The sequence below is a fragment of the Caproicibacterium sp. XB2 genome (genome assembly GCF_044880635.1).
GTDB classification, from domain to species: Bacteria; Bacillota; Clostridia; order Oscillospirales; family Acutalibacteraceae; genus Caproicibacterium; species Caproicibacterium lactatifermentans.
On sequence record NZ_CP173227.1, the window covers coordinates 1,806,255 to 1,826,667 of the forward strand.

The window sequence follows — 20,413 nt, forward strand, 5'->3', positions numbered from 1 at the left end:
ACTCCTATTCTGCGCTCCAAAGTATCATTTTTGAATTCTTTGTTAAATTGTACGCTGCACGTAGGAATTCGTCAACTTATTCCGGAAAGTTGTGTAAAAAAAGCCGCACTCCAAGGAATGCGGCTTTTTACAGGCCTAAATACGTTTCAGGGCATCTTTCATGGACTTGACATAATCATAAACGTACTTTCCGGCATCCGTCCCATATTTGGCAATCAGCTTCACAATGGCGCTGCCCACAATGACGCCGTCTGCAGTCCTGCCGATTTTTTCCGCCTGTTCCGGCGTACTGATACCAAAACCGACCGCCGCAGGAGTATCGGTACTTTCCCGCACAATTTTCAGAATTGCACTAAGGTCTGTCTCAATTTTTGTCCGCACACCTGTTACACCGAGAGAGGACACCACATACAGAAACCCTTCCGATTCTTTGGCAATCATGCGGATGCGTTCCTGAGAAGTCGGCGCAATCATAGAAATGACCTGAATGCCGTTTTTTGCAGCAACTTCTGTAATTTCGCCTTTCTCTTCAAAGGGCAGATCCGGCACAATAATACCGTCAATACCGCTTTCCCGACAGTTGGCAAAAAATTTCTCGTTGCCATAGCTGAAAACCGGATTATAGTAAGTCATAAATACCAGCGGAACGTCTGTTTTACGGCGCAGATCCGCAGCCATCCTAAAAACCCCGTCAGTTGTGGTGCCGGCGGAAAGCGAGCGCAGATCTGCCTCCTGAATGACCGGTCCCTCTGCAATCGGGTCGGAAAACGGGATGCCGATTTCAATCAGGTCACAGCCGGCCCGGGCCATTTCCAGCGCAAACTCTTCTGTTTTTTCCAGGGAAGGATCCCCCGCTGTGAGGAACCCAATAAATGCTTTCCCATGTTCAAATGCCTTTCCTATTCTGTTCATTCTGTAACGTTCCTCCCCCTGTAACGTGCCATTGCCGCCACGTCTTTATCGCCCCGTCCGGAAAGGCAGATAATCATGCTTTGGTCTTTCCGCATGGTTGGGGCCAGTTTTCTCGCATAGGCCACTGCATGTGCACTCTCAATTGCACAGATAATTCCTTCTGTACGGGCAAGGTACTCAAAGGCGTCCACTGCTTCATCATCGGTGATGGGCACATACTGCGCACGGCCGGTTTCGTAAAGATAGGCATGTTCCGGCCCGATTCCCGGATAATCCAAGCCGGCGGAAATCGAATAGACCGGCGCAATCTGGCCATATTTGTTCTGGCAGAAATAGGACTTCATGCCATGAAAAACGCCGTATTTTCCGGTGGCAATCGTTGCTGCCGTCTGCGCGGTATTCACACCGCGTCCGGCCGCTTCGCAGCCAATGAGTTTAACTTCTTTATCAGGTATAAAATTGTAAAACATCCCCATCGCATTGCTTCCGCCGCCGACACAGGCAAGCACCGCATCCGGCAGCTTGCCCTCTGTCTTCAGAATCTGTTCCCTTGCTTCTTTGCTGATGATACTTTGAAAGTCGCGCACCATCATGGGATAAGGGTGCGGTCCCATAACCGAACCTATTACATAGGCGGTGTCGTCCACACGGGTGGTCCAGTTCCGCATGGCTTCATTAACCGCATCCTTCAGTGTGCCTGTTCCTGTCGTGACCGGATGTACCTTTGCACCCAGCAGCTCCATGCGGTAAACATTCAGCGCCTGCCGTTCGGTATCTTTCACGCCCATAAAGACTTCGCATTCCATGTCAAGCAATGCCGCTCCGGTTGCAGCCGCAACGCCGTGCTGGCCCGCGCCAGTCTCTGCAATAATGCGTGTTTTTCCCATTTTTTTTGCAAGCAGTGTCTGCCCAAGCACGTTATTGATTTTATGGGAGCCCGTATGGTTCAGATCCTCGCGCTTAAGGTAAATTTTCGCACCGCCGAGGTCTTTTGTCATTTTCTCTGCATAATAAAGCAGGGACGGACGGTTTGCATAATTACAGAAAAGGTCATGCAGTTCTTTCCTGAACTGCGGGTCTTTTTTATAATATTCGTAGGCGTCTTCCAGCCGGTGCAGCTCATGCATCAGCGTTTCCGGAACATACTGCCCGCCGAATTCGCCATATCTTCCTTTAGCCATTTCGTATCCTCCTGATTATCGTAAAGATCTTATTTCTGTCTTTCTTTCCGTCAGTTTCGACACCGCTGGAAACATCCATCCCCCAAGGATGCAGCTTCCGCACCGCTTCCTGTACATTTTCCGGTGTCAACCCGCCTGCAAGAAACCACGGGCGGTCAATCGGCGGTACCAAACTCCAGTCAAATGCCGTTCCGGTTCCGCCGCCGCTGTCCAGCAGCAAAAAATCCGCCGGGCTGGCTTCCGCACGGGCAATATCCGCCGTGCTTTGTACACGGAATGCCTGAATCACCGGAAATCCGGCCTGCTGAATCTGCCGAACACTTTCTGCCGGTTCCTGCCCATGCAGCTGGGCAATGGTGATTGTGCCGCTTTGCAGCAGTGCCAGAATTTCTGCCACTGCAGAATTGACAAAGACACCAACCGGCAGAATTTCCGGTGCAAGCGCGGCACGGAGTTCTGCCGCCTGCTGCGGTGTTACTCTCCGGCGGCTTTCTGCAAATACAAACCCAACGTAATCCGGTTCTGCCTCATTCACAGTTTGAATATCCTGCATCCGTGTCAGACCGCATACTTTAATTTTCGTCACATTCGGCTCCCCCCTTCCCACGCAGTTCCCGCAGACGCTGTTTCCGGTTCGGGGCACGCATGAGCGCTTCCCCAACTAAGACAGCATCCGCCTGCATCCGGCAAACGTCGGCAATTTCTTTTGACCCTTTCACGCCGCTTTCTGAAACAAAAGCCACATCCGACGGCACCAGCCTGCGCAGCCGTTCTCCTGCAGAAAGGTCAATGGTAAAATTTTTCAAATTCCGATTGTTGACACCGACAATCCTTGCACCAGATGCCAGTGCCCGCTGCACTTCTTCTTCCGTATGGGCTTCTACTAAAGCGGAAAGGCCCAGTCGCTGTGCCAACTCCCGATAGTCCCGCAGTTCCCGGTCTGTTAGGATGGCACAAATCAGCAGCACAGCCGATGCGCCCAGCAGCTTTGCTTCGCAGATCATGTACGGGTCCACCGTAAAATCCTTGCGCAGTACAGGAATTTGTACCGTTTGTGCAATTTCCTGCAGATACCGGTCGCTTCCCAGAAACCACTTTGGTTCTGTCAGCACAGAAATGGCAGCCGCACCCGCTTCCTCATAATCTTTTGCAATCTGCAGATACGGAAAATCCGGCATAATCAGCCCTTTGCTGGGGGAAGCTTTTTTCACTTCACAGATAAAAGAAAGTCCCGGCTGTTTCAGTGCACGCTCAAATGGGAATGTCCGGTCCGCCGGCAGCGCTTCCGCTTCTGCCAATAAAGATTCATACGATTTCTTTGTTTTCCGCTGTGCCACCCGTTCTCTTGCGGCGGCGGCAAGATCATCCAAAATCATACGTTTTCTCCGTTAGAAAGCCGGATAAACTGTTCCAACTGTGCTTTTGCCGCTCCGCTGTCGATTGTCTGTGCAGCAAGCTGCACACCTCCGCCAATACTGGAAACTTTTCCCGCAATTTTCAGCGCAGCAGCGGTATTCAGCAGCACAGCATCTCGCTTTGGCCCTTTTTCACCAGACAGAACTGCACGGGTAATAGCAGCATTCTGCTCCGGTGTACCACCGACCAGGTCTTCTTTCTGACAGCGCGTCAAGCCAAAATCTTCCGGCTGAATCACATAGGAGCAATACTGACCCCCCTGCAGCTCACAAACGGTAGTGGGAGCAGAAAGTGAAATTTCATCCAACCGATCCTGCCCATACACGACCATGCCGCTTTTAACCCCGAGGTTTGTCAGCACACGTGCCAGCGGTTCCACCAGCGCTTCCTCATAAACACCCATCAGCTCCATATTGGCGCCTGCCGGATTGGAAAGTGGGCCGAGAATGTTAAACACGGTGCGGATTCCAAGTTCTTTCCGGACGGGTGCAACATATTTCATGGCAATATGATAATTCTGCGCAAACAGGAAACACAAATTAATCTTTTTGAGCAATTCCGTGCTTTTTTCCGGCGGCAGGGTAATATTGACGCCCAGTGCTTCCAGCACATCCGCAGCACCGCATTTACTGGAAGCGGCACGATTGCCGTGTTTTGCTACCGGTACACCGGCCGCCGATGCCACAATTGCGGATGTAGTCGAAATGTTGAAAGAATTGGCGTTGTCACCGCCGGTTCCCACAATTTCCAACACATCCATATCATGCAGCAATTTGACGCAGTGGGCACGCATCCCCGCGGCAGAAGCGGTAATCTCCTCAATCGTCTCCCCTTTTATGCGCAGAGCAGTCAGATAGGCCCCCATTTGTGCCTGTGTTGTTTTTCCGCTCATAATTTCGTTCATGACTTCATTGGCGGTTTTGTAGTCAAGATCTTTTTTTTCAACAAGCTGTGCAATCGCTTCTTTAATCATTTCGGCAGCCTCCTATAAAAAATCATTCAGCACGGATTCGATTAGATAGATGAAAATTTATTTTTGGGGACAAAGCTTTAAAAAGTTCTGCAGGATTTTTTCCCCCTGCGGTGTCAGGATGGACTCCGGGTGAAACTGCAGGCCGAATACCGGTTGGGTCTGGTGCTGCACTGCCATGATTTCGCCGTCATCCAAACTGCGTGCCGCAACTTTCAGTTCCGGCGGCAGGTTTGCTTCCTGAACGGACAGGGAATGATACCGCGCCGCACCGATCACTTCCGGCAGCCCGCAGAACAGCGGACAATCTTGGCTGAGTTTCACCTGTGACTGCTTGCCATGCATCAGTTGTTTCGCATAGCCAATTTTTCCTCCGAATGCCTGACAGATTGCTTGGTGTCCAAGACACACGCCCAGCAGCGGCACTTTTCCGGTGAAAAAGCGCACCGCTTCTTCACACACCCCTGCATTTTCCGGCCGACCGGGGCCGGGACTTAAAATCACTGCATCCGGCTGCATCTCTGCCAGCTGCTTGACTGGAAATTCGCTGTTGCGCACAACCCGGATATTCGGCTCCATGGCACCGACCATCTGGTAAAGGTTATAGGAAAAGCTGTCATAATTATCAATCAGCAAAATCATCGTCAATCTCCTCCTGTGCTTCCTGCAGGGCAGCCACAACCGCCTTTGCTTTGTTGATGCATTCTTGATATTCCTGCTCCGGAATGCTGTCTGCCACAATGCCTGCGCCGGAACGGACAAAGACCTTTCCGTTCTTTTTAAACGCGATGCGGATGGCGATGCAGGTATCCAAGTTTCCGGTAAAATCCAAATAACCAATTGCGCCGCCGTAAATCCCGCGCCGGTTATTTTCCAGTTCATTGATAATCTGACAGGCACGAAACTTCGGCGCACCGGAAAGGGTCCCGGCCGGCAGGACGGAGCCAATGACATCCGGTGCCGTAAATCCGTCCTTGATGGTTCCGGTGACTGTGGAACCAAGGTGCATGATGTGGGAAAACCGCAGTACCTGCAGATGCCTTTCTACTTTTACGGAACCGAATTCGCTGATACGGCCCAAGTCGTTGCGGCCGAGGTCCACCAACATGTTGTGTTCGGCAAGTTCTTTGGGGTCCGTCAGTAAATCCTGTTCCAGCTGGCGGTCCTGTTCCTCTGTTTCTCCGCGGGGCCGGGAACCCGCCAGTGGAAAAGTCTGCAGCACGCCGTTATCAAGTTTTACTAATGTTTCTGGGGAAGCACCCGCAATTTCAATGTCATCACTGGAGAAATAGAACATGTATGGAGACGGGTTCAACGTGCGCAGCACCCGGTAGGTATTGAGCAGGCTGCCCTCAAAGTCAGCATCCAGCCGGTTGCTGAGTACAGCCTGAAAAATATCGCCTTCCCGAATATACTGCTTTGCACGTTCCACCATCTGGCAATATGCCTCTTTCGTGAAAAGGTGACGCACCGGAGAGGTCATACGGCCCGGTTTCCGCTGCGCAGGTGTTCCGTTCCGAATCAGGTTGGCTAAGTATTTTAATTCTTTCTGTGCATCTGCATAGGCAGCTTCCACATTCCCGTCTAAGCGGATATTCGCAATCAGCACGATTTTCTGGCGGAAATGGTCAAATGCAATTACACGGTCAAAGAGCATCAGGTCCACATCATTAAAATTTTCCTGATCTTCGGCATCCAGCTTCAGTTCCGGCTCGCTGTATTTCACATAGTCATAAGAGAAATAACCGACCAAGCCACCGGTAAAGGGAGGCAGCTCCGAAAGCCGCGGGCTTTTATTAGCTGCAAGAATCTTTTTCAGCACAGCGCCCGGGTCCTGTGTGTGAAAGTGCTCTTCTGTTTCCCCCCGCACACACATTTCTCCGTCTGCACAGGTAATCTCCTGTTTGGGGTCAAAACCGAGGAATGTATAGCGGCCCCAATGCCGTTTGCTCTCTGCACTTTCCAACAGGAAACAGTGGTGGCTTTCCGCCTGCAGAATACGCAGTACCTCGATCGGTGTTTTAATGTCTGCATAAATTTCCCGGCTGACCGGCAAAATCCGGTACTGTCCCTGTGCTGCAAAACGTTTGACTTCTTCCAAGGTTGGTTTTATCATAGATGATCCCTCCCGATAGATTTTCCCGGGGGGCATACAAAAAGGCCCGCCCAGGACAAACAGAATACTGTCTGTCAAGGACGGGCCTGAAAAATCCGGCTCGCGGTGCCACCTTGCTTTGCGGTTATGAAAACCGCACCCTTTGCGGAGTACCAACATACCCCTAGCCCATTACGCAGGCCCTGCGTCACAGGATACTCAGTGCGAAGCACCTTTCGCTGTGCCCTCAATGGTCCATTTAACAGCCCGCTCACGGTCCGGCTCTCATCTGCCCGGACTCTCTGTACGCGCTTGTGCCGTTTTTATCTCCATTTCATCGGTTTAGCAAGAAAATTATTAATTTTATTTTATATTATACACATCTTCAAAAATCTGTCAATAGTTTTTAAAAAATTTTTAAGAGGACAAACTCTGTTATAGCCTCCGGTATTTTTCCAGCAGACGGGCCGCCAACTGACTGTCCACGCGAACAAAGTCGTCGCCTAGTTCGCCGCCGCACTGTTTGCTGATCTCCATCGCTTCCTGATAAGTGGCAAAACGGGTTGCCTTTTTTAGGGGATTCTCTTCTCCCTCTAGAAAGAACAGGAACCCGATACGGTCCTTTTCCTGATTTGCAAAACAGAAGCAGCCGATTTCCACTGTTTTATTCTGTTTTTCCTCTACAATTGCAGCAAGACCGGCTTTGACAAGTTCCACCCCAACGTCATCCAGCCCAGCCTCAAAAATCAGGACTTTTTCCTTAAGCTCCATTGGGGACGTCACCGCGCGTTTCCGCACCCCGGCAAGCTGTGGGAAGCGCGTGTCTACTTCAACTTTCCGCAAAGCCTGTTTACTGCCCTCCGGCACCAGATACACCATAAATTTTTTCTCTTTATCGTGGTACAGACAGGGATAGACCAATTCTGCCTGATAGCCACAGTGCGGACACTGCCAGTCAAAAAGCGTTTCATCCAGAACTTTCTGCCGCAAAACCGGCTCTGTATTTGCGCTGATGCCTGTCCATAATTTTGTGCGTACCGGCTTTCCACACTGCGGGCAGCAGACATCCTTGCTTACCTGAGTAGACATAAAGCAAAAACACCTCCGTGTTTCTTCTCAAAATAATAATTGTATTATATCACATGTGACCCAGCTTTCCTACCCAAAAGCGTTCTTTCTGGAAATTTTTCATGGATATTCAGAAAAATTTTTCTTCTCCATAAATTATGCTGTTAAATAGCTGATAGATGCGTTATAATAAAAGCAGGTCTTAATTTTTCCGCACCGGCAGTGTTTCCGGTCGCGGTACGGAGGGAACAAAATGGGATTACTTGATTCTCTTGGAAGCCAGATGGCCAGCACATTTAACAGCCTGCGGGAAAAGAACCACCGCTCCGCTGTGATTAACCGCCTGCATATTGTCATTCAAAATGAGCGCGAAAACAGTGCCCGTGCTTATGTTGCACTCGGAAAATATTTTTATGAACACCTCCGCGATCAGGGTAATGCTGAGACGGACGCGCTCTGCGCCTGCATCGATGACAGCGACCGCCGTATGAAACGTGCCTTTGATCACATGGATGAAATCCGCGAATCCAATTTTGCTTCTGTTGATGAAACAGAATGCACCGACTGTAAAGATGACTGCGGTACCTGCAAATTCTATGAGGATAACGATGACGAGCAGGATGCGGAATCCTCCGATAAGGATAAAAAATCTGCTCCGCCAGTTCAGGAGCCTTCTACTGAGCAGCCGCAGCAGAAACCCGCTTCTTCCGCACAGCCAGCGCCAGCCGTAACCCGGCTGATGAAGAAGCTGCGCCAGAGGAGCCGGAAACTTGAAGGGAAAAGTTTTAGTCGGCATGAGCGGCGGCGTGGACAGCAGCGTCGCCGCTCTTTTGCTGCAGAAAAGCGGCTGGGAAGTTGTTGGCTGCACGCTGCGCCTGCACTTGGATGACCCGTCTTTCCCGCCGCGGGAAGGCGGATGCTGTTCCTTTCAGGATGTGCAGGATGCACGCCGTGTTTGTTATGCGCTTGGCATTGACCATTTTGTCTTTAATTTTACAGAACTCTTTGAGCAAAAAGTAATTGACAATTTTGTCTCCGAATATGCCGTCGGCCGCACACCAAATCCCTGCATCCGCTGTAATCGCTGGCTTAAATTCGGTGCAATGCTTCGCCGTGCAGAAGAACTGGGCTGTGATGCCATTGCCACAGGTCATTATGCGAAAGTGCAGCAGGGACCGGACGGCCGCTGGCAGTTATATGCCTCCCCTTACGGCAAAGACCAGAGCTATGTTCTTTACAGTTTGACACAAAAACAGCTTGCCCACACTCTTCTTCCGCTTGCCGCTCTGCCCAAACCAAAAGTCCGCAGCATCGCTCAGGAAGCCGGCCTGCCAGTTGCCCAGAAACCAGACAGTCAGGAAATTTGCTTTGTCCCAGACAAGGATTATGCCGGTTTTCTCTGCCGCCATAACGGACATGACAGTACCCCCGGCGACTTTGTAGATGCAAAGGGTCATGTACTCGGCCGGCACCGCGGGTTGACACATTATACGGTCGGCCAGCGAAAAGGGCTTGGTATCGCCTTTGGCCAGCCTATGTATGTCACCCGTTTGGATACCGCGCAAAATCAGGTTGTCCTCGGCCCGGAAGGCAGCCAGTACAGCCGCAGCCTGTTGGCAGATGACCTGAACTGGGTATCTATTCCCGCACCGGAAACACCGCTACAGGTACAGGCAAAAATCCGCTATCAGGCAAAGCCGGCATCTGCACTGGCATCGATCCAGCCTGATGGTACACTGCTTCTGCACTTTGCGGAACCACAGCGTGCTGTTGCTCCCGGTCAGGCAGTCGTTTTGTACGATGGTGATTTGCTTTTGGGCGGCGGTACGATTGTAAAAGGAATAAAAGAATAAAAATAAAAACAGGCATCATGTTTTTTGAAAAGACATGATGTCTGCTTTTACTTTCTAAATGTATGAACTCGCGGTTTCTTTACTGAATAACTCCAAAAAGTACCTTTTCACTGCCATGAGGCCATTGTGGTATTAGGGATCCGTTCATAACGGTTCTTCCGGATAAAAGCAGCTGTACTGCAGCGCATGTTTTAAGCGTCGCACACCCCGCTTTACATGCTGGGTAACGGTTGGGGATGCCACTCCCAAATCGGCTGCAATATCCTTGACCTTTTCCCCTGCAAGACGTTTTTCAATGCAAATTCTCTGCCGCTGTGTCAGTTCCTGCTGTATGGCAAGGTGAAGAGCACGGCACATGGCAGCATATCGGTAATCTGTCTGGTCTGGCTGAGGTGTCCCTAATTCCTGCGGAAGCAAGTCATAACTAAGAATACGGTGCCTCATCGAAAGGACCTCTGTAAATAAAGTCCCGTACTGCGGCATTCCAAATACATCTGATAGAGCATGCTTTCCCGTGCCGCAAGATTGCGGCTCTCCTCCACACTCAGTCCGCGTTGTTTGAGACGTTGTCTGACCGGCTGCAGATGTTCCTGAATCATTTTTGCTTCTTTAAGATAATCCTGTCCCCATTTTTGATAATCCATGTTTTACCACTCACTTTCTCTGTGCAGCGGAATTCCTCTAATTTCCATCATACAAAATTCAAGGCAAATCATCAAGGCATTTCCGAATATATGTTCTTTTATTTTGAGCAGTGTCCCAATATTGGGACACTGCTCCCCTTGCAACCCTGTTTAGGGCATGCTAAAATAAAAATAAAAGCAAATATCGACTTTTTTTGCAGCGGTCCATCCCATGTAGTACTGTTGCAGAACAAACACAAATGCAGCAAGGGGAGGATTCTGTTTTGAAGAAAGAGAAAATTAGAAAAAAAGCGCAGCATTGGCAAACACGATTACTAAGCTTTTTAAAATGGATTCTTTTTAGTATAATCATCGGCATTGTAATTGGAGGCGGCGTGGGAACTTTATTTTACTATGCAATGAAGTGGAGTACCCAAACGCGAATGGCACATTCATGGCTGCTTTTCCTGTTGCCCGTTGGCGGCTTACTGATAGCATGGCTGTATCAGTTCTGCGGTGTGAAAAAAAGCCGCGGCACAAACCTTGTGCTTCTGGCCATTCGTTCCTCTCAACCACTTCCAACGTACATGGCACCGCTGATTTTTATTTCCACCACAATTACGCACCTGTTCGGCGGGTCTGCCGGGCGCGAAGGAGCAGCTCTGCAGATTGGCGGAAGCCTTGGTTACGGAGCCGGGAAACTTTTCAAATTGGATGAAAAGTCCCTCCACGTCATGACACTGTGCGGCATGGGCTCTGTATTTTCGGCATTATTCGGCATGCCGGTTGTCGCTGCTGTTTTTGCACTGGAAGTTGTCAGCGTTGGGGAAATGTACTATTCTGCACTGGTTCCAGTTGCTATTTCCTGCTTACTGGCCGCCGGTGTCTCAAACTGGTTTGGTGCACAGCCAGTACATTTTACACTGGTCGGCATCGCCAATATTCTCGACATCCACGTACTCGGCCACGAGGGCGTGCTGAGAACAGCAATCATCTTTTTCTATATCAGTAATGAGGGCTTGTCCCTGACCGAGAACGCGGCGCATCTCGGGCTGCCGATACCCGGCAAGCTCAAAGATGTGCTGGAACAGCTTCACGACAGAAACGACAAGGAGGAACAGTAATGGCATACAAAGGAATCGACGTATCCGTCTGGCAGGGAAACAATATCGACTTTGCCAAGGTCAAATCATCCGGCATTGATTTCGTGATCATCCGCGCCGGATACGGAAACGGAAACAAGGACAAGTATTTCGACAGCAACTACAGCAAGGCGAAGGCCGTAGGGCTTCACGTCGGAGCGTACTGGTACAGCTACGCCACGTCCGCCGCCGGAGCGAAGCAGGAAGCGCAGGCTTGCGCCAAGGTTCTCTCCGGCAAGCAGCTCGATTATCCGGTCTATTTCGACATCGAGGAGAAGTCGCAGCTTTCCAAGGGACGGGATTTCTGCTCAAGCCTCATCACGGCATTCTGCATGGAGCTTGAGAGCCGCGGTTTTTACGCTGGTTTCTACACCTCGCTTTCCAGCCTGAACTCCGTGGTATCGGACGCCGTGAAGAAGCGTTTCACCGTCTGGGTGGCGCAGTGGTCTGGCAAGTGCAGCTACTCCGGCGCTTACGGAATCTGGCAGTATTCGTCCAAAGGCAAGGTCAGCGGTATCGGCGGGAACGTCGATATGGACTACTCCTACATCGACTTTCCGGCGACGATCAGGAGCGGCGGATTCAACGGCTACGGCAAAGGAACCGCGTCCACCAGCACGACGACCACAACCGCGAAGAAGTCCGTTGATGAGATTGCTTCAGAGGTTATCGCCGGGAAATGGGGCAACGGCTCCGACCGTAAGAACCGCCTGACCGCAGCCGGATACGACTACAGCGCCGTGCAGGCGAAGGTCAACGAGAAGCTCGGATCTGCTGCCAAGAAGACGACGGCAACCTACTACACGGTTCAGCGAGGTGACACGCTCTCCGGCATCGCGAAGAAATACGGCACGTCTGTGTCCGCGATCCAGAAGCTGAACAGCTCGCTTATCAAGAACGTGAATCTCATCCAGGTTGGATGGCGGATTCGCGTGAAATAACCTCATCACATCTTATAGCCCACTGGCATTCCCTTATCGGGATTGTCGGTGGGCCTATTTTTTTGCTCTGCGACCGGAAAAACAGGCGGTTTGGCTACATAGCCGGTGAAGGGGAGAACCCTCAGACGGTTAGGAGGTCAAACGATGACGAATGAACAGAAAATGAAAATAGCGGCCATGCGTGACGACGGATACAGCTACGTTGATATTGCGAATGAAATCGGAGTATCGGAAGGAACGGTGAAGTCGTACTGCCGCCGTAATGGACTGATGAGAAAGCGAACCAATGCGGAGAAGCAGGATATCCGTCACTGCCTGTTCTGCGGAAAAGAGGTCATACAGAATCCCGGACGCAAGGAGAAGAAGTTCTGCTCGGACACCTGCCGGAGCAAATACTGGAACAAACATCTCGCCGAGGTGAACCGCAAATCCATGCGGACGTATGAATGCGCCTACTGCCATAAGCCATTCAAGGCATATGAGAGCGCCGGTCGGAAATACTGCTGCCACGAGTGCTACATCGAGGATCGGTTCGGAGGTGAGTACCGTTGACGGAGGAAGAAATGAAAAGGGAAAAGCTCTACGAAGTCACGATGAGCCACGCCAGAAAGATGCTCTCGGAAGGTCTTATCACCGAGGAGCAGTATGGCATATTTGATACAAAAATGCAGGAGAAATACCAGCCTGTTTTCGGCACATTATTCTCCGACATTCGCTTGACTTACAGGGGCTAAAGAGTGATGTATGGTAGCTGAAAGGAGGGCTGAAACATGCCAAAAATCAAGAAAATTGAGGCGTCGGAGCAGGCCGTCAGACCGAGGAAAAAGGTCGCAGCTTACGCTCGCGTCTCTAAAGCGACAGATCAGCTCATGCATTCCCTTTCGGCTCAGATAAGCTACTACAGCAATCTCATTCAGAGCAATCCGGAATGGGAATACGCAGGCGTTTACGCGGACGCCGGAATCACGGGCACGAGCGTCGACGCAAGAAAGGAATTCCAGAGAATGGTCGCTGACTGCGACGCTGGGAAAATCGACATTGTGCTGACCAAGAGCATCAGCCGGTTTGCCCGGAATACCGTCGACCTTCTGGATACGGTTCGGCATCTGAAAGAAATCGGCGTTGAGGTGCGCTTCGAACGCGAGAACATCAATACCATGTCGGGCGACAGAGAGCTGATGCTTACAATCCTCGCGTCATTCGCCGAAGCTGAAAGCAGCAGCCTGTCGCGGAACATCAAGTGGGTGATCAAGAAGAAATACGAGAACGGCATCGTTCATACGCACCAGAACATGCTCGGCTACCGCTGGAGGGGTGACGACCTCATCATCAAAGAGGATGAAGCAGAAGTTGTCCGCCGGATCTACAGCGACTACATTGACGGCAAGACGGTCGGCTGCATTCAGAGGGAGCTTGCAGCAGAAGGTTTCATCGGACTTCGCGGCAAGCCAGTCTCTACTCCCGGAATCATACGGGTGCTGACAAATGAGGAATACACCGGTTCCATGCTTTTCCACAAGCAGTATACCTACGCGCCGAAGAAGGAAAAATACAATCACGGCGAAAAGGCAATGTACCGGATTGAAAATCATCACGAGCCGATTATCTCATCTGAGACATTCGAGCTGGTGCAGAAGCTCAGAGCGGAGCGGAAGAAAAAAAACACACAGCGCAGCGAGGAATGCGCCTGCTTCTTGGGAAAGGTCGTCTGCGGCGAGTGCGGATACAGGATGGCACCGCACACAGCTTACAACAGGGGCAACCGAAGAAAGCGGTATACATTCGTCTGCAACAACCGTCACGCCAACGGCAAGGATGCCTGCGACAATCCGTGGTACGCCAAGAGCAAACTGGACGCTGCCTGCGCAGAAGTACTCGGGCAGGAGAATTACGAAGACAAGTTTACGGCTGAAATAAAGGAACTCCGGATTTACAAGGATCATCTTGAATTCGAGTTTAAGGACGGGAGGAAGATTAAATGGCAAAAGTAAAGAAAATCCCGGCTACCATCAGCCGGGTGACGGCGGAGCCGCTTGGCTCTGTGAAGAAGCGCCGGGTCGCTGGCTATGCCCGAGTTTCAACGGACAACGAGGAACAGCAGACGAGTTACGAGGCGCAGATGGATTACTACAGCAAGTACATCGCCTCGCGTGACGACTGGGAGTTCGTGAAGATGTACTCGGACGAAGGCATCTCAGCAACGTCCACCAAGCACCGCGCCGGATTCAACGCCATGATTGACGATGCGCTGGCCGGAAAGATTGACCTCATCATCACGAAGAGCATCTCAAGATTTGCCCGGAATACGGTCGATTCACTTACGGCAATCCGAAAACTGAAGGAAAACGGCACGGAGGTTTTCTTCGAAAAGGAGAACATCTGGACCTTTGACGCCCGCGGCGAATTGCTTATCACCATCATGTCGAGCCTCGCGCAGGAAGAATCCCGGAGCATTTCCGAGAACACCACCTGGGGCAGACGCAAGGCGTTTGCGGACGGCAACTACAGCCTGCCTTGGAAAAGCTTCTACGGCTACGACAAGGGCGAGGACGGAAAGCCGGTCATCAATCCGGAGCAGGCGGAGGTCATAAGGCTCATCTACAAGCTCTTCCTTGAGGGCTATTCCGCTCAGGCCATTGCGAATACCCTGTACGACAAAGGCGTCAAAAGCCCGATGGGCAAGGACATGTGGAACACCTACAACATCATGTACATCCTGCAAAATGAGAAAATGTGCGGGAATGCCCTTCTTCAAAAGAAATACACCGAGTCGTTCCTGACGAAAAAGCAGATTAAAAATAACGGCGAGATTCCGCAGTATCTGGTTGAAGATGACCACGATGGAATAATCGACAAGCGGACATGGGAGCTGGTGCAGGCCGAGGTGCAGCGCCGCAAGGGCAAGCACTACAGCGGCGTGAGCATTTTCTCCTCGAAGATTATCTGCGGAGAATGCGGCGGGTACTACGGCTCAAAGGTGTGGCACAGCACGGACAAGTACCGCCGGGTCATCTGGCGCTGCAACCACAAGTACAAAGGAAAGAAGTGCGAAACGCCGCATCTGACCGAGGACGAGATTAAAGAGCTGTTCGTCAAGGCGCTGGGTGAACTGCTTTCCGACAAGGACGAGGTCATCGAAAACCTGACGATTTTGCGGGAAGCGGTGTCCGATACTTCGGAGCTTGAGACGCAGCTGACGGAAGCTGAAACGGAGATGGCACTGCTTGCCGAAATGGTGCAGGAGGCGGTTTCCGAGAACGCGCACAAGGCGCAGGACCAGAATGCCTACGCCGAGAAGTACAACGGCCTCGTCAGCCGCTACGATGAGCAGAAGAAACTGCATGACGAGCTGTCAGACCGAATAGCCGCCGTCAAGGCAAACGACAAGCAGATGGAGGAATTTATCCAAGAGCTGCAGAACCTTGACGGCGTGGTCTCCGAATTTGACGAGAACCTCTGGAGCAGCCTGGTCGATCACGTCACCGTGATGAAAGACAAGAAGGTCATCTTTACCTTCAAAGGCGGGACGGAGATTACTGTCTGAAAACTGAACGGGATGAATTAAGCCGGGGAAAAATGAAACCCCGGCTCATTTTATGCCCGAAAAAGACCGAAATTACAGCACTCGTAAACGATGAAACCACAATCACACGATGAAACTTTTTTTGACCTCGAAAGTTTCATCGTTACATTGTATCAAAACTGACAGTCTTATGAACCTAAGCCTCTCGATTTTGATACAATGTAACGATAGCGGATATGTGAAAAAGTCTGAGAAATACAGCGCTTTCAGCGTTTTTGACAGGTGGCGGCGTTCAGTAGATGTGCTTCTGAACAGCCGCTCTTTTTATGCCCGGAGAGCCAAAAAAGCAAAATGCACCCACAATCATACGATAGCCTTTTATCGTGTGATTGTGGGTTTATCGTGTAATGATATGCAACTGAAAAAGCCGGATACCGTCAGCTAATTATTCAGCATCAGGAACCCGGCTTTTTCAGCACAGATTATCTCGTATTAAGGATTAACCGAACAGAAACTCCTTCGTCAAACGTTCGGCTTCTTTGAACAGGTCATATCCCTGCGTTTTCTGGACACCGATCATCTCGAAGATTTCCGCCTTACTATACCCGGCGTAACCGAGGGTGACGATACGTGCGAGCTTCGGATTCTTTTTTTCAAGTTCGTTGATCAGGTCTTCCAGAAGCATTTCGACCTTATAATCGTCATCGGCATGGGACTCGGTGCCTGCCGCATATTCCATTTTCTCAAGCTGACTCCAATACACCATGCTGCGATCTTCCTTCTCGTAAATGTTACGGAACGGGCAATTCGCACAGCATTCGTGATTATCGCCCTTCTTTTTAGGGCAGGGTTTCTTGCTGCCGTCAGGCTGTGGTACAAGGCAGCGGCTGTGGCGATTGGAACCGAGCTTTTCATCAAGCAATTCGTTTACTTCGGCGTTGAAGATAGACCATGCCTGTTTCTCCTGATTTTTCGGTACCGGAACAAACATCACCAGATAGCGGATTCCACTCTTTTCCCATGTTCTCAGATTCGTCATGTTGGCTCCGAGACCTGCTGCGTACTCCTTGTTCACCAGCTGCGGGACGAGAACCTCGTCTGCCTGCAGCGGTGCATCGTTATAAGATTTCCAGTTCTTCTGATTGCCTTTGATTGCCATATAAGCTTTCTCCTTTCGGCTTTCAAACCGAGGCGGAGACCGCTCATATGGCTGCCAGTATTGTTAGACATCGTTGGTCACCTCTTGCGGATTGCTCCGCCTCATTTCGGTGACCAGCCGTTCGTAAGCTGGCACTCTATTCACTTGTCTATCCATCACCTGACTACGAACACACCTCGTGGCCACGAAGAAGGTGAGTCAGATTCTGGAGAACCTTTTAACGTCATGTCCGGGACGTTTACAGGAAATGAATAAACTATTTCATCACTGTAAAATAATTTGCGATGACAAATCTAAGATTGACCATCGTGCTAAACTGTGGTAAAATTAAATATCATTGGTTTCATGTCGGACGGTTTCTCTCCTTCCTGTATCTTGAGTATACGGGAAACGGCATTTTTCACCGCTCCCGAGAGTACACGGCTGTACATGACCGTACATGTACGCGCGGAAGGAGGTATCTCTGTTGGCAGACACTGAATTCAAAATCTTTGCGAAACTGCTCGCGACAAAGTACCGACGGAACAGAAAAGTCGAGGTTTTTGCCCAAGAGTTATTTGAGAAGATTTACTTGCCGGAATCCGAAGATGATCCCGTTGACGAAACCCTGCCTCGAACATACAAGGCCTACTACTACGGTCAAAATGACATAACGGAGCTCGCATCCAAGATTTCCAAGTCTTTGGATCCAGCAAATTTTGTAGGATATATACAGACGGATTCAGATGACACGATAGAGTATCTCTGCGATTCGTTTAGACCATGGTTCCCGGATATTGATGAGAGCAATTACTGCTCTTGCATAGCTACGCGGTTTAAAGACATCATTGACCGTGCGGCAGCTCCAAAAACAAAAGATACTTCCCTTGCGGCTACAAGCGGAGGCGTCCCTGCCGTTCAGATGGCGACACTGAAAGAAAAATACGGCATAGGCCTTGTCGCCGAAACCGGAAGCGTATGCCCAAATGACGGATGCCAGAAATCTCTGTTTGGATACAGAGACGGACATACGGAACTCATCTATAACGTTGCAGTCATTAATCCGGATGGCAGTTCAGCCAATGCATCCAATCTGATAGCGCTTTGCCCGGAATGTGCGGCCAAGTATGCAGCCCTTAAAACGCCCGACGATATTGCCCGGATGACAAAGATAAAAGAAGCTCTTGTTAATGAGCACGACGATCAGGAGATCCGAGCGGACCAGCATGTGCAGGAAGGTGTCAGGCGGGTGATAGAAAAGATCCCATTCATCAAGCCGCCAACAGATATTGATCTGAATTACGACCCGGTTCCAGTCAGACAAAAAATCAGCGATTTCGCGCTGTATCTCCGCATCAAGACAGACGTGAACGTTTACTTCAATGATGCGCATGAGGTGTTTCAGGAAATGGGCCGTGAAGGAAAGCTGCGATTCAATCCTTTCTGCCAGCAGGTCCGGTACATGTACGTGAGTTTTCGCGATAAGGGATACAGCCAGGATAAGATTTTCTATGAAATGACGAAGTGGCTGTACGACGCGACGAATGAAAAATGGCGTGACTGCGAAATCGTCATCGCATATTTCACGCAGAAATGTGAGGCATTTGATGTTATTGCCGAATAAGCTTTATTCATATAACGAAAGCACGCTTTCCAAATTTCCTGTTGTTCTCCGTGAACTTCGTACGCAGCCGCTGGGCGTGCATGAACTGTATCGTCGCGTGATAAAGAAAATGGACGGCGTTAATGAATTTATAGATGTGCTCGACTGCCTGTATGCACTTAGAAAGATTGAGTACGACGAAAATGAGGAAGTACTGCGCTATGTTGTATGAGATAGAATGCGACCAGTTCGCTGAGACAATAAATGGACAGCGTGTCCCGAGAGGAAGAATCAGATTCCGCCCGGGACTGAATACTGTCCTTGGAGACAGGCAGGGTGAAAACTCCATCGGGAAGTCTACCTTCCTGCTGACTGTTGACTTCTGCTTTGGCGGCAACGATTATCTGGACAGCGAGAAAACGAAAAATAACGTGGTCCGCTTCGTTGGCAACCACGTCATTAAATTCGCTTTTAAGTTTGGAGACCGTATCGAGTATTATTCCAGAAATACTCTGGACCCTACGCACGTCAGTAAATGTGATGAGAATTATAACGAAATAGGTGATGCGATTTCGCTGGACGATTTCCAGAAGCATCTCTTCACTTCCTATCAGATTCAGACGGCACAGTGCAGCTGGCGTAGTCTGGTAGGACGATTTGCAAGAATCTACGGCAGACATAATTACAGCGAGGAGTTTCCGCTGCAGTATGGAGGAGAACCTGATGCTGATGCGATTAAGGCGCTGGAGCAAATCTACGGCGTTTATGACCTTGTGAAGGAATATGAAGATTTCTACAAGGCAAAGAACAAGCGCAAAACCGTCCGAACGAATGCCGCCAACTTGGGAGAAATCGTAACCATCGCAAGGACAAAGAAACAGGTCAAGGCCAACACCAAGGAAGTTGAAGAACTCGAGAAGCAGCTTGAGGAACTTCTCAATAAGGAAGACAGATCCCTCGCGGAGAAGGATACCACTCAGCTTGACAAGGCCGCTGAAATCAAAGGACAGATTACGGTGCTGAAACGGCGAAGGACAAGGCTTGTGTCGCAGCTGAATGCCGTCAAGGCAAACCTTGAGGAAGGCCTGACGCCAACGTCAGATGATATTCAGGATCTGCAGGAGTTCTTTCCGAAAGCCAACATAGCCAAACTTGAGACGATTGAGCACTTCCATAAGAAGATGCAGACTATCCTGACGGATGAGATGTCAGAAGAAGTTCAGCGACTGGAGGCGCTGATTGCGGAATCCACAAAGGAAATGCAGCGCCTCGAAGACGAGCAGCGTCAGCTCGGTGTTCCGACGCATGTATCAAAGAAGTTTCTGGATGAGACTGTCCGCCTGCGCAGTCGAATTAACTTCCTAAAGACGCAGAATGAAGGATATGATGAATCACAAAAGCTGGCAGCGGAAACAAAGGATGCCAAGACTCGTATGGAGGATGTCCGGAAAAATCAGCTCGATAGTGTCCAGGCTATGATCAATCAGGAAATGGTCAGGCTGAATGACTTTATATACGATGGAAAACAATATGCTCCGGAGATTAAATTCTCTGATGCCAAGAACGGAAACCCGAAATATACATTCGGATGCGACTGGAACTCTGGCACGGGAGAAAATTACAAGAACCTCATTATTTTTGACCTGAGCGTATTCAAGACCACTGAGCTTCCGTTTATCGTCCATGACTCGCTGATCTTCAAGAACATTGCGGACCTGCCGATTGATAAGATCATGCAGCTCTATATGAACAGCGGGAAGCAGGTCTTCATATCGTTTGATAAGCACAAGGCATTTACAGATTATACAGCGAAGACTGTCTACGATACCCGCGTAATTGAGCTTCATGATAACGGAGGAGAACTGTTCGGATGGTCGTGGGCTAAGAAAGCGGAAAACGAATCCGGCGAAGAGTCGTCAGAAGATGACGAAAAATAAACTGATGGAGA

At 50.2% G+C, this 20,413-nt stretch carries 21 protein-coding genes and 2 pseudogenes; 12 read left to right on the plus strand and 11 right to left on the minus strand.

Features of this window, described 5'->3' with window-relative positions; all coding sequences use genetic code 11:
* Positions 1–135 precede the first annotated feature (135 nt).
* From trpA to ACIHKT_RS09055, 8 genes are all read right to left on the minus strand, one after another.
* Positions 136–912: a tryptophan synthase subunit alpha gene (gene trpA / locus ACIHKT_RS09020; RefSeq protein ID WP_404352379.1), complete on the minus strand. Its 777-nt coding sequence runs from the start codon at positions 910–912 to the stop codon at positions 136–138.
* Positions 909–2,093: a tryptophan synthase subunit beta gene (gene trpB / locus ACIHKT_RS09025; protein ID WP_174193377.1), complete on the minus strand. Its 1,185-nt coding sequence runs from the start codon at positions 2,091–2,093 to the stop codon at positions 909–911. The genes trpA and trpB overlap by 4 nt, the downstream gene beginning before the upstream one ends.
* Positions 2,086–2,679, minus strand: a complete 594-nt coding sequence (locus tag ACIHKT_RS09030) for a phosphoribosylanthranilate isomerase (RefSeq protein ID WP_404352382.1) — start codon at positions 2,677–2,679, stop codon at positions 2,086–2,088. Before ACIHKT_RS09030 ends, trpB begins: the two co-directional genes overlap by 8 nt.
* Positions 2,666–3,469 carry an indole-3-glycerol phosphate synthase TrpC gene (gene trpC, locus ACIHKT_RS09035; protein WP_174193381.1) on the minus strand — a complete coding sequence of 268 codons (804 nt, stop codon included), beginning with the start codon at positions 3,467–3,469 and terminating at the stop codon, positions 2,666–2,668. The genes ACIHKT_RS09030 and trpC overlap by 14 nt, the downstream gene beginning before the upstream one ends.
* A complete protein-coding gene (trpD, locus tag ACIHKT_RS09040; RefSeq protein WP_174193383.1) occupies positions 3,466–4,482 on the minus strand; it encodes an anthranilate phosphoribosyltransferase in 1,017 nt (338 codons plus the stop codon). The genes trpC and trpD overlap by 4 nt, the downstream gene beginning before the upstream one ends.
* A 57-nt stretch (positions 4,483–4,539) precedes the next feature.
* On the minus strand, positions 4,540–5,121 hold the full coding sequence (locus tag ACIHKT_RS09045; protein WP_404352384.1) for an anthranilate synthase component II: 582 nt from the start codon (positions 5,119–5,121) through the stop codon (positions 4,540–4,542).
* Positions 5,105–6,595 carry an anthranilate synthase component I gene (trpE, locus tag ACIHKT_RS09050; protein WP_404352386.1) on the minus strand — a complete coding sequence of 497 codons (1,491 nt, stop codon included), beginning with the start codon at positions 6,593–6,595 and terminating at the stop codon, positions 5,105–5,107. Before trpE ends, ACIHKT_RS09045 begins: the two co-directional genes overlap by 17 nt.
* A 414-nt stretch (positions 6,596–7,009) precedes the next feature.
* On the minus strand, positions 7,010–7,663 hold the full coding sequence (locus ACIHKT_RS09055; RefSeq protein WP_174193389.1) for a CpXC domain-containing protein: 654 nt from the start codon (positions 7,661–7,663) through the stop codon (positions 7,010–7,012).
* Positions 7,664–7,895: 232 nt separating this feature from the next.
* On the opposite strand from ACIHKT_RS09055, the gene ACIHKT_RS09060 reads away from it, so the two are divergent.
* Entirely contained in the window at positions 7,896–8,531 is a 636-nt protein-coding gene (locus ACIHKT_RS09060) for a hypothetical protein (RefSeq protein WP_404352388.1), read from the plus strand.
* Positions 8,413–9,495: a tRNA 2-thiouridine(34) synthase MnmA gene (gene mnmA / locus ACIHKT_RS09065; RefSeq protein WP_404352390.1), complete on the plus strand. Its 1,083-nt coding sequence runs from the start codon at positions 8,413–8,415 to the stop codon at positions 9,493–9,495. Before ACIHKT_RS09060 ends, mnmA begins: the two co-directional genes overlap by 119 nt.
* Before the next feature lie 144 nt (positions 9,496–9,639).
* Here mnmA and ACIHKT_RS09070 read toward each other — a convergent pair whose 3' ends face one another.
* Complete coding sequence (locus tag ACIHKT_RS09070) at positions 9,640–9,939, minus strand: sigma factor-like helix-turn-helix DNA-binding protein (protein ID WP_404352392.1); 300 nt, start codon at positions 9,937–9,939, stop codon at positions 9,640–9,642.
* Complete coding sequence (locus tag ACIHKT_RS09075; RefSeq protein ID WP_404352394.1) at positions 9,936–10,139, minus strand: hypothetical protein; 204 nt, start codon at positions 10,137–10,139, stop codon at positions 9,936–9,938. The genes ACIHKT_RS09070 and ACIHKT_RS09075 overlap by 4 nt, the downstream gene beginning before the upstream one ends.
* A 422-nt stretch (positions 10,140–10,561) precedes the next feature.
* On the opposite strand from ACIHKT_RS09075, the pseudogene ACIHKT_RS09080 reads away from it, so the two are divergent.
* From ACIHKT_RS09080 to ACIHKT_RS09110, 7 genes and pseudogenes are all read left to right on the plus strand, one after another.
* A pseudogene (locus ACIHKT_RS09080) lies at positions 10,562–11,035 on the plus strand (chloride channel protein); the annotation flags it as partial.
* Positions 11,036–11,242, plus strand: a pseudogene (locus ACIHKT_RS09085) (holin family protein); the annotation flags it as partial.
* Positions 11,242–12,201, plus strand: a complete 960-nt coding sequence (locus ACIHKT_RS09090) for a GH25 family lysozyme (protein ID WP_086035058.1) — start codon at positions 11,242–11,244, stop codon at positions 12,199–12,201. The pseudogene ACIHKT_RS09085 and the gene ACIHKT_RS09090, both read left to right, overlap by 1 nt.
* A 144-nt stretch (positions 12,202–12,345) precedes the next feature.
* The gene (locus tag ACIHKT_RS09095; protein ID WP_086035059.1) at positions 12,346–12,753 is read left to right on the plus strand and encodes a helix-turn-helix domain-containing protein; all 408 of its coding nucleotides are present in this window, start codon (positions 12,346–12,348) and stop codon (positions 12,751–12,753) included.
* Positions 12,750–12,935, plus strand: coding sequence for an SHOCT domain-containing protein (locus ACIHKT_RS09100; RefSeq protein ID WP_086035060.1), 186 nt, complete (start codon positions 12,750–12,752; stop codon positions 12,933–12,935). The genes ACIHKT_RS09095 and ACIHKT_RS09100 overlap by 4 nt, the downstream gene beginning before the upstream one ends.
* A 36-nt stretch (positions 12,936–12,971) precedes the next feature.
* Positions 12,972–14,192, plus strand: coding sequence for a recombinase family protein (locus tag ACIHKT_RS09105; protein ID WP_404352397.1), 1,221 nt, complete (start codon positions 12,972–12,974; stop codon positions 14,190–14,192).
* The gene (locus tag ACIHKT_RS09110) at positions 14,180–15,745 is read left to right on the plus strand and encodes a recombinase family protein (RefSeq protein ID WP_086035062.1); all 1,566 of its coding nucleotides are present in this window, start codon (positions 14,180–14,182) and stop codon (positions 15,743–15,745) included. Before ACIHKT_RS09105 ends, ACIHKT_RS09110 begins: the two co-directional genes overlap by 13 nt.
* Before the next feature lie 478 nt (positions 15,746–16,223).
* On the opposite strand, the gene ACIHKT_RS09115 is transcribed toward ACIHKT_RS09110, so the two are convergent.
* Positions 16,224–16,883, minus strand: coding sequence for a hypothetical protein (locus ACIHKT_RS09115; protein WP_086036632.1), 660 nt, complete (start codon positions 16,881–16,883; stop codon positions 16,224–16,226).
* A 466-nt stretch (positions 16,884–17,349) separates the two neighbouring features.
* On the opposite strand from ACIHKT_RS09115, the gene ACIHKT_RS09120 reads away from it, so the two are divergent.
* The 3 genes from ACIHKT_RS09120 to ACIHKT_RS09130 are packed head-to-tail and all read left to right on the plus strand — an operon-like array spanning position 17,350 to position 20,402.
* A complete protein-coding gene (locus ACIHKT_RS09120) occupies positions 17,350–18,486 on the plus strand; it encodes an ABC-three component system protein (protein ID WP_086036633.1) in 1,137 nt (378 codons plus the stop codon).
* Entirely contained in the window at positions 18,470–18,697 is a 228-nt protein-coding gene (locus ACIHKT_RS09125) for an ABC-three component system middle component 7 (RefSeq protein WP_086036634.1), read from the plus strand. Before ACIHKT_RS09120 ends, ACIHKT_RS09125 begins: the two co-directional genes overlap by 17 nt.
* On the plus strand, positions 18,687–20,402 hold the full coding sequence (locus tag ACIHKT_RS09130; RefSeq protein WP_157658994.1) for a DUF2326 domain-containing protein: 1,716 nt from the start codon (positions 18,687–18,689) through the stop codon (positions 20,400–20,402). Before ACIHKT_RS09125 ends, ACIHKT_RS09130 begins: the two co-directional genes overlap by 11 nt.
* Positions 20,403–20,413 lie beyond the last annotated feature (11 nt).

Coding starts and splice junctions, on each gene's coding strand:
- ACIHKT_RS09105 (WP_404352397.1), top strand. CDS start 12,972: ATGCCAAAAATCAAGAAAATTGAGGCGTCGGAGCAGGCCGTCAGACCG.
- trpD (WP_174193383.1), bottom strand. CDS start 4,482: ATGATTAAAGAAGCGATTGCACAGCTTGTTGAAAAAAAAGATCTTGAC.
- ACIHKT_RS09055 (WP_174193389.1), bottom strand. CDS start 7,663: ATGTCTACTCAGGTAAGCAAGGATGTCTGCTGCCCGCAGTGTGGAAAG.
- ACIHKT_RS09090 (WP_086035058.1), top strand. CDS start 11,242: ATGGCATACAAAGGAATCGACGTATCCGTCTGGCAGGGAAACAATATC.
- trpA (WP_404352379.1), bottom strand. CDS start 912: ATGAACAGAATAGGAAAGGCATTTGAACATGGGAAAGCATTTATTGGG.
- ACIHKT_RS09110 (WP_086035062.1), top strand. CDS start 14,180: ATGGCAAAAGTAAAGAAAATCCCGGCTACCATCAGCCGGGTGACGGCG.
- ACIHKT_RS09130 (WP_157658994.1), top strand. CDS start 18,687: ATGTTGTATGAGATAGAATGCGACCAGTTCGCTGAGACAATAAATGGA.
- ACIHKT_RS09125 (WP_086036634.1), top strand. CDS start 18,470: ATGTTATTGCCGAATAAGCTTTATTCATATAACGAAAGCACGCTTTCC.
- ACIHKT_RS09115 (WP_086036632.1), bottom strand. CDS start 16,883: ATGGCAATCAAAGGCAATCAGAAGAACTGGAAATCTTATAACGATGCA.
- trpB (WP_174193377.1), bottom strand. CDS start 2,093: ATGGCTAAAGGAAGATATGGCGAATTCGGCGGGCAGTATGTTCCGGAA.
- trpE (WP_404352386.1), bottom strand. CDS start 6,595: ATGATAAAACCAACCTTGGAAGAAGTCAAACGTTTTGCAGCACAGGGA.
- ACIHKT_RS09060 (WP_404352388.1), top strand. CDS start 7,896: ATGGGATTACTTGATTCTCTTGGAAGCCAGATGGCCAGCACATTTAAC.
- ACIHKT_RS09075 (WP_404352394.1), bottom strand. CDS start 10,139: ATGGATTATCAAAAATGGGGACAGGATTATCTTAAAGAAGCAAAAATG.
- trpC (WP_174193381.1), bottom strand. CDS start 3,469: ATGATTTTGGATGATCTTGCCGCCGCCGCAAGAGAACGGGTGGCACAG.
- ACIHKT_RS09045 (WP_404352384.1), bottom strand. CDS start 5,121: ATGATTTTGCTGATTGATAATTATGACAGCTTTTCCTATAACCTTTAC.
- ACIHKT_RS09070 (WP_404352392.1), bottom strand. CDS start 9,939: ATGAGGCACCGTATTCTTAGTTATGACTTGCTTCCGCAGGAATTAGGG.
- ACIHKT_RS09095 (WP_086035059.1), top strand. CDS start 12,346: ATGACGAATGAACAGAAAATGAAAATAGCGGCCATGCGTGACGACGGA.